Source organism: uncultured Prevotella sp., assembly GCF_946407605.1.
In the GTDB taxonomy this organism is placed as follows: Bacteria; Bacteroidota; Bacteroidia; order Bacteroidales; family Bacteroidaceae; genus Prevotella.
In genome coordinates this window covers 84547-91932 of sequence record NZ_CAMJOS010000013.1, presented here as the reverse complement: position 1 = coordinate 91932, position 7386 = coordinate 84547, and the positions used below count along the sequence as shown (strand labels likewise).

General features: G+C 51.1%; 5 protein-coding genes. All 5 read left to right on the top strand.

Features of this window, described 5'->3' with window-relative positions:
- Positions 1-38 precede the first annotated feature (38 nt).
- Positions 39-1046 (top strand): type II toxin-antitoxin system HipA family toxin, encoded by a 1008-nt coding sequence (locus Q0R57_RS07480; protein ID WP_294745445.1) that lies wholly within the window; start codon positions 39-41, stop codon positions 1044-1046.
- A 19-nt stretch (positions 1047-1065) separates the two neighbouring features.
- Positions 1066-2433 carry a sigma-54 dependent transcriptional regulator gene (locus Q0R57_RS07475; RefSeq protein ID WP_294745443.1) on the top strand — a complete coding sequence of 456 codons (1368 nt, stop codon included), beginning with the start codon at positions 1066-1068 and terminating at the stop codon, positions 2431-2433.
- Positions 2430-3647, top strand: a complete 1218-nt coding sequence (locus Q0R57_RS07470; RefSeq protein ID WP_294745441.1) for an ATP-binding protein — start codon at positions 2430-2432, stop codon at positions 3645-3647. Before Q0R57_RS07475 ends, Q0R57_RS07470 begins: the two co-directional genes overlap by 4 nt.
- A 16-nt stretch (positions 3648-3663) precedes the next feature.
- Positions 3664-4329 carry a helix-turn-helix domain-containing protein gene (locus Q0R57_RS07465; RefSeq protein WP_294745439.1) on the top strand — a complete coding sequence of 222 codons (666 nt, stop codon included), beginning with the start codon at positions 3664-3666 and terminating at the stop codon, positions 4327-4329.
- Positions 4330-4436: 107 nt separating this feature from the next.
- On the top strand, positions 4437-7334 hold the full coding sequence (locus tag Q0R57_RS07460) for a DUF2723 domain-containing protein (RefSeq protein WP_294745436.1): 2898 nt from the start codon (positions 4437-4439) through the stop codon (positions 7332-7334).
- The last annotated feature ends 52 nt before the right edge of the window (positions 7335-7386 follow it).

The following is a 7386-nucleotide window of genomic DNA, read 5'->3' as shown; positions in this document are numbered from 1 at the left end:
GATGCCATCGGGAAGTTTGTACTTAAAAGACCGGAAGAATGAAAACGATAGAAGTATGCCCATCGACATTGCGGCCAGGTTTTTCTACCTATTCGCCCCAAGCCGTCAAGGATTTGTTTGACGGTGTGGCGGTTTCGCCGTTTATTGACATCGATTTCGAGAACGAGCGCGACCAGCAGCAGGCGATGGAGAACATGAACAACATGTCAATCTCTGGTGCTCAGGAGAAATTTTCAGCCATCATTGATGACGGGAAAATCCGTCTGACTCATAAAGGCGAACAAGCAACCTATATCCTGAAACCGGCACCTTTCAACCTGAGTCTCTCCACCCGCAAACAGATACCTGCCAACGAGCACCTGACTATGCAGATAGCATCTCAGGTTTATGGCATTCGTACCGCCTGCAATGGCCTGTGTTTCAGCAGCAGTGGCCAGCCGGTGTATATCACGAAGCGCTTTGACGTGATAAACGGCGTGAAAGAGAGTTCGCAGGAGGACTTTGCCACCGTTCTGCAGATGACGGAGGAAGGCAGCGACAGCAATTTCAAATATCATGGCAACTATGCGCAGATAGCCGATGCCATCCGGCAGTTCGTGCCTGCATGGATGCCACAGATGGAGCAGTTCTTCCGGATGGTAGTGTTTGATTATCTGTTTGCCAATGAGGATGCCCACATGAAGAACTTTTCATTGATAAACAGAAATGGCGAGTATTTCCTGGCTCCTGCATACGATCTTATCAATACCTGCATCCATATCCAAAGTGGCAGCGACCTGGGACTGATGGACGGGCTTTCGCCAGATATTGAGAAAAGCGATGTGTATGACAGGACGTTGCATCCCTGCAGGCTGGACTTTGAACGGTTCGCGGAAAGAATCGGATTGCCGAAGAAACGTGCTGCCTCCGTGCTCGATATGTTTATGGAGATTCCACAAGAGACATACGCACTCATCGACCACTCCTTCTTGAATGACAAGATGAAACGCACTTACAAGCGTGTTATAGAGGAGCGGAAAACACGTTTCATTCGACAGTCAGAATAACTCTAAAAGAAATGACAAGATGATTCTCGTAGTTGATGACGATAAAAATATCCGGCTCTCGCTGAAACTCATACTGGAGCGCAACGAGTATGAAGTGACCCTGGCCGAGGGGCCGAAGGAGGCGATGCAGATAGTCCGCAACACTCCGGCGGTGGAGCTGGTGCTGATGGATATGAACTATAGCATATCCACTGACGGCGAGGAAGGACTGACGCTGCTGAAGCAGGTGAAAGTGTTCCGCCCCGAGGTGCCTTGTATCCTGATGACGGCCTGGGGCAGCATCGACCTAGCCGTGCAGGGTATGCGTGCCGGCGCCTTCGACTTCATCACCAAGCCGTGGGACAATGGCGTGCTGTTAGACAGGATTGAGACGGCCATCAAGATAAACAATGCAAGTCCTGCGACTCAGCCAATCCAAAGTTCACCCATTGTCGGCACCTCCCTCTCTGGCATTCTCGCTACCGTGGCCCGCGTTGCTCCTACCAATGCGCCCGTCTTGATTACAGGTGAGAGCGGTACGGGCAAGGAACTCATAGCAGAGGCTATCCACCGACAGAGCCAACGGACTAACGGGCCGTTTGTAAAAGTGAACCTCGGCGGCATCTCCACGTCGCTGTTCGAAAGCGAGATGTTCGGCCACAAGAAAGGCTCGTTTACTGATGCTAAGGCCGACCGTATCGGCCGTTTTGAACTGGCCAAGGGCGGCACCATCTTCCTCGACGAGATTGGCGAACTGTCATTGGCCAGCCAAGTGAAACTATTGCGGGTGCTGCAAGACCAGACCTACGAGGTGCTGGGCGACAGTCAGACACGCCGAACGGATGTCCGTGTGGTTTGCGCCACCAATGCCGACCTTCGCGCGATGGTTGAGGAAAAGACCTTCCGCGAGGATCTGTTCTACCGCATCAATATCATCAACCTCCATCTGCCGCCTCTGCGTGACCGCCGTGAGGACATACCGCTATTGGTTAATCACTTCCTCCGGATGGCTTGCGAGGCAAACGGCCTCCCGCTTGTCACCGTCTCGACAGAGGCCATCGGATATCTCCAGACACTTCCGTTCCCAGGCAACATACGCGAATTGAAGAACCTTGTGGAAAGGGCACTGCTGATGAAAGGCACAGACCCACCCCCAACCCCTCCCTGCGAGGGAGGGGAGTGGTTACTTACTGCCTCAGATTTCCGAAGTAGCTATTCGTCTGTTCCTAATTCATCTACTCCCCTCCCTCAACAGGGAGGGGTCGGGAGTGGGTCCCTCTCTTCCATGGAGCGCAACGCCATTGCAGCCTGCATTGCCAAGCACAACGGTAACCTCTCTCTTGTCGCTAAGGAATTAGGCATCAGCCGTGGTGCCCTGTACCGCAAAATAGAAAAGCACGGACTATGAAGCTGAAGCATTATTTCCTCCTCCTTACAGTAGGCATTGTCCTGTTGGCCGGCGTAGCACTCTTCGCTACGTTCCGCAGTCACCCCACATTGTTCTACGTCACCGAGGGCTTTGTAGTCCTGATATTGTTCTACCTCTGGTACTTTTACCGCAAGACCATCCGACCGTACGACACACTGATTGGCGGCATGGAACTGGTGCGGGAACTCGACCTGACGACGCGCCTCGCTCCTTCGGGACAACATGAGACCGACATCATCGTCCGCACGTTCAACGACCTGTTGGGGCGTCTGCGCAGCGAGCACCTCAGGCTCGAAGAGCAATACACCTTCCTCAACCTGCTTATCGATGCTTCGCCGATGGGTGTCATCCAGTGTGACCTCGACGGCAACACGACTTCCATGAATCCCGCAGCCCGTGAGATGCTGTCGCCAAGTATCGAGGAAACCATCCAAGCACTGCCTCTTGGCGAGACGACCACCGTGCGCATTCCTGGCGGCCCACAACTCTTCCGCATCAGCCACCTGTCTTTTCCTGACCGAGGCTTCCAGCATCCTTTCTTCCTCATTGAGTCACTGACCTCAGAAATACGCCTTGCTGAGAAAGCCGCCTACGAGCGTGTCATTCGTATGATTGCCCACGAGGTTAACAACAGCGTGGCGGGCATCATCGGCAGTCTCACTGGCGACGAAGCCGAGCGGCTCACCGCCCTCTCGTCCTTTGTCTCCCGCTTTGCCGAAGTAGTAAAGATTCCGCAACCGCAACTGCAACTCTGCGACCTCAGCGAAGAGGTGGAAGCCTGCCGCCCCTTCCTCGAAAACCTGTGTACGCAGGCGCACGTCCATATTGACTTCCGTTTGACCGACGAAGCAGTACCCGTTCATCTCGATACCGTCCTTTTCCAGCAGGTGCTTATCAACATCGTCAAGAATGCTGTGGAGAGTATCGGGACGACACAAGGACTTGTCACACTTGAAGTCACCACGCCAGCTACGCTCACCATCACCGACAATGGTCATGGCATCCCGCCGGCTATAGCGAAGAATCTCTTCACTCCGTTTTTCTCTACCAAGCCCCAAGGTCAGGGTCTCGGTCTTCTGCTCATTCGCGACATTCTTACTTCTCATCACTGCACCTTCAATCTGCTTACAGACCCAGAAGACCATCTCACTCGCTTTACCATCCAATTTCCCCTCCAGAAAACTCAAAAATAAAATAATGCAAATAGTTATGAAACAACAATATGCAGTAGTGGTGCTCGTTGCACTGATAATCGCTTCGAGCATGGTGAGTCTGACGAGTTATAAGACAACGGAGAAATTGGTGAATGAGGATGTGAACCGGGCACTGGCCATGGCTTTGGACGAACAGCAGTCGGATGTAATCAGTGCAGACACCATACAGGTGTTCAATAAGCATCTGCAGATGGAGGCATTGAGAGGTCGGGCTGTGTTGGCGGTAGATACCCAGAGGGAATTCCGCCCACGTCCGCAAGTGTCAACGGCAACCATCCTGTCGCTGTCAGACCAACGGCCAGCGATGGTGCTATGGTCGATGGCACTGCTATGGGGGCTATTCTGCCTGTATCAGCAAAGGCGTTCTATGGCTTTAGGACTGTATGGCGGGTTAGCCTTGCAGCAGGGACGTTTTATTGACGCTAAGGGCTGTGTAGTGAAACTGACACCTATGCAGCAACAACTGATGGAAATGCTGTGGCTATCCCCTACCCGTCAGCTCTCGAAAGCAGAGATATGTGATGCCCTCTGGCCCAAGAAACCCGATGCCAGCGAAACACTCTACACGCTTATCCGACGACTGAAGCCCATCATAGAAGAACATTCCGATCTCAAAATTGAGTCAGACAGGGGTAAAGCCTACGGGCTGACTATGAGGTAGTTACCCGTTTGTCAGGCAAATGTCAGAGAAATGTCAGACAGTTTTTGCTGTATATCTACATCATTGTTGTTAGCTTTGCATCCGTTTAATAAAACGTGCAAAGCATTATGCAACAAGAAACATTTAAGAAACTCAACATCTGCATGGCGTGGCTTGTCTGTGCCATTGCAGCGATTGTCTATGGGCTGACCGTAGAGCCAACGGCCAGTCTGTGGGATTGTCCTGAATTTATTGCGTGTGGCTATAAGTTGGAGATTGGTCATCCGCCAGGAGCACCAGTCTTTATGTTAGCCGCCAACCTGTTCTCACAGTTAGCCAGTAATCCGTCGCAAGTGGCGCTGATGGTTAATCTCCTATCGGCACTGCTGAGTGCAGGGTGTATATTCTTCCTGTTTCTCACGGTGACTCACCTCGCCCGGAAACTGATCTGCACTATCAGTGATAGGGAAATGAGCATTCCGCAGGTCATCACTATTGAAGCATGCGGCATGGTTGGTGCATTGGCCTACACCTTCAGCGACACTTTTTGGTTCTCAGCTGTCGAGGCAGAAGTCTATGCCTTCTCCAGTTTCTTGACAGCCCTGATGTTCTGGCTGATTCTGAAATGGGAGAGCGAGATGGATAAACCCGGCAGTACTCGATGGATTGTCCTGATTGCTTATATCACGGGATTGTCCATCGGTGTCCATCTGCTTTGTCTGCTCTGCCTGCCCGCCATGTCGTTCGTGGTGTATTTTCGTCGGACAAAGCGGGTCACGTGGAAAGGAATGCTAAAGACACTCATTGCAGGCGGTTTGCTGGTAGCCGCCATTCTCTATGGTCTGATACCTGGCGTGGTAAAATTTGGCGGATGGTTTGAACTGCTGTTTACCAATGTGTTGGGATGCCCTTACAACACTGGCCTCATTTGCTACATCTTACTGCTGACAGGAACAATCATCATTGCCTATTATAAGGCGAAACGAAGGATAGTCAGGTTATCGTTAGCCTGCCTGCTGATGATGCTCATCGGCTATAGCAGTTATGGTGTTATCTTCATCAGAGCCAATGCTCAGACACCGATGTGTGAGAATGCGCCTGATAACATCTTTTCTTTAGGTAGCTATCTGAACCGCGAACAATATGGCAAGACACCGCTGTTCTATGGTCCTGCGTATTGCAGCGAAATAGACCGCGTGGCAGAAGGAGAGTACCTGGTGCCGAGACAGAAAGAGGGTAAGGCCGTCTATCGTCCTGTGGCCGATTCCACGAAGCAGGAATACGAGGTGGTACGACATGATATTGATTATCTGTATAAGAACAATATGTACTTCCCCCGGATGTATTCCTCACGACATGCCAAGGCTTATGAGGACTGGATGGGAGGTGTCGAGAAAAAGGATGGCGTGCCCACTGCTGCAGAGAATCTGCGCTTCTTCCTTTCCTATCAAGTAAATTTCATGTACTGGCGTTATTTCCTGTGGAACTTCGTGGGACGACAGAACAACATCCAAGGACACGGAGAGGTGGAACATGGCAACTGGATTACAGGCTTCCAATGGATTGACGACTGGCTATTAGGTTGCGACACGTCGAAGCTGCCGTCTGACTTGAAAGAGAACAAAGGGCGTAACGTGTTCTATGGATTACCGCTGATACTCGGACTGGTGGGAATGTTATGGCAATGGCGTAAAGGAAGTAAAGGTAAGCAACAATTCCTGGTTGTCATGCTCCTGTTTCTGATGACGGGACTTGCCATCGTGGTCTACCTGAACCAGACACCGCTCCAACCGCGTGAACGTGACTATGCCTATGCAGGCTCGTTCTATGCCTTTGCCATCTGGATAGGCATGGGAGTGGGAATGATAAGTGAAAAGGTAAAAGTGAAAAGTGGAAAATATGCAACCATCATGGCTGTCCTTTCCGCTATCGCATGCCTGCTGGTTCCCATCCAGATGGTAACCCAAACGTGGGATGACCATGACCGCTCAGACCGTTATACCTGTCGTGATTTCGGCGCCAACTATCTCAACAGTATGCAGCGAGAGGGACATCCCATCATCCTGACCAATGGCGATAACGACACATTCCCGCTCTGGTATAACCATGAGGTGGAAGGTGTGCGCACCGATACCCGCGTCGTTAATATGGAATACCTGCAAACCGACTGGTATATTGACCAGATGAAGCGTCCTGCCTATGAATCCCCTGCCCTGCCTATCAGTTTTCACCATGAGGATTATAAGGAGGGCCGAATGGAGTATGTACCCATCGAAACTGACAGCATCGCCATTGGTTCGGCGACCATCTCGCTGAAGGGCAAAAAGGGACTCTTCAAGAACGAACTGATGGTGCTCGACATGCTGTTGCAAGCCAATTCTCTGACCTCTGGTCAGAGTGTGGCGTTGCAATGGGAACGCCCCATCTATATGTCCATCAGCATGGGGTCTGACATTCTGCCCTTCCTGCGTAATCATTTGGTACTCGAAGGACTTGCCTACCGCATTTCGCCTACGGCTACGAATCAGAAGATAGACGTGGAAAGGCTTTATGACAACATCATGCATCGCTTCCGCTATGGTGGTCTTAATACTAAAGGAATCTACGTGGACGAAGATGTCAAGCGCATGGCTAATACTCATCAGCTCATCATGGGTGTGCTTATCGACTCGCTTCTTCAACAAGGTGACTTGAAGCGGGCCCTAAGCGTATGTCATAAGTGGCAGAAGGAAATGCCACAGGAGAATGTGCCCTATACGGAATACGCATTGTCGATGGCCCGTTGCTATTATATGGCACACCAACCTGAAAAGGGTGACGAGATTGTCAGCAGCCTGCTGCGCCGTTCTGACGAATGGCTCTCTTGGATCAACACCATCAAACCATCACGTCGAGCCGGGTCTCTTTATAACCGCTATACATGGATGCAGACCATGGAGCAGGCACTTGTCGTAGCAGAACAATTTGAAAGAACCGAATTTATTCACCAATACATCAAGCAATATGAATGCAACGCCACACTCTGATCAAAGGTCAGAGAACACTACAACAAACAATATCAATAAAGCCAAACAATTC

Coding starts and splice junctions, on each gene's coding strand:
- Q0R57_RS07480 (WP_294745445.1), top strand. CDS start 39: ATGAAAACGATAGAAGTATGCCCATCGACATTGCGGCCAGGTTTTTCT.
- Q0R57_RS07475 (WP_294745443.1), top strand. CDS start 1,066: ATGATTCTCGTAGTTGATGACGATAAAAATATCCGGCTCTCGCTGAAA.
- Q0R57_RS07470 (WP_294745441.1), top strand. CDS start 2,430: ATGAAGCTGAAGCATTATTTCCTCCTCCTTACAGTAGGCATTGTCCTG.
- Q0R57_RS07465 (WP_294745439.1), top strand. CDS start 3,664: ATGAAACAACAATATGCAGTAGTGGTGCTCGTTGCACTGATAATCGCT.
- Q0R57_RS07460 (WP_294745436.1), top strand. CDS start 4,437: ATGCAACAAGAAACATTTAAGAAACTCAACATCTGCATGGCGTGGCTT.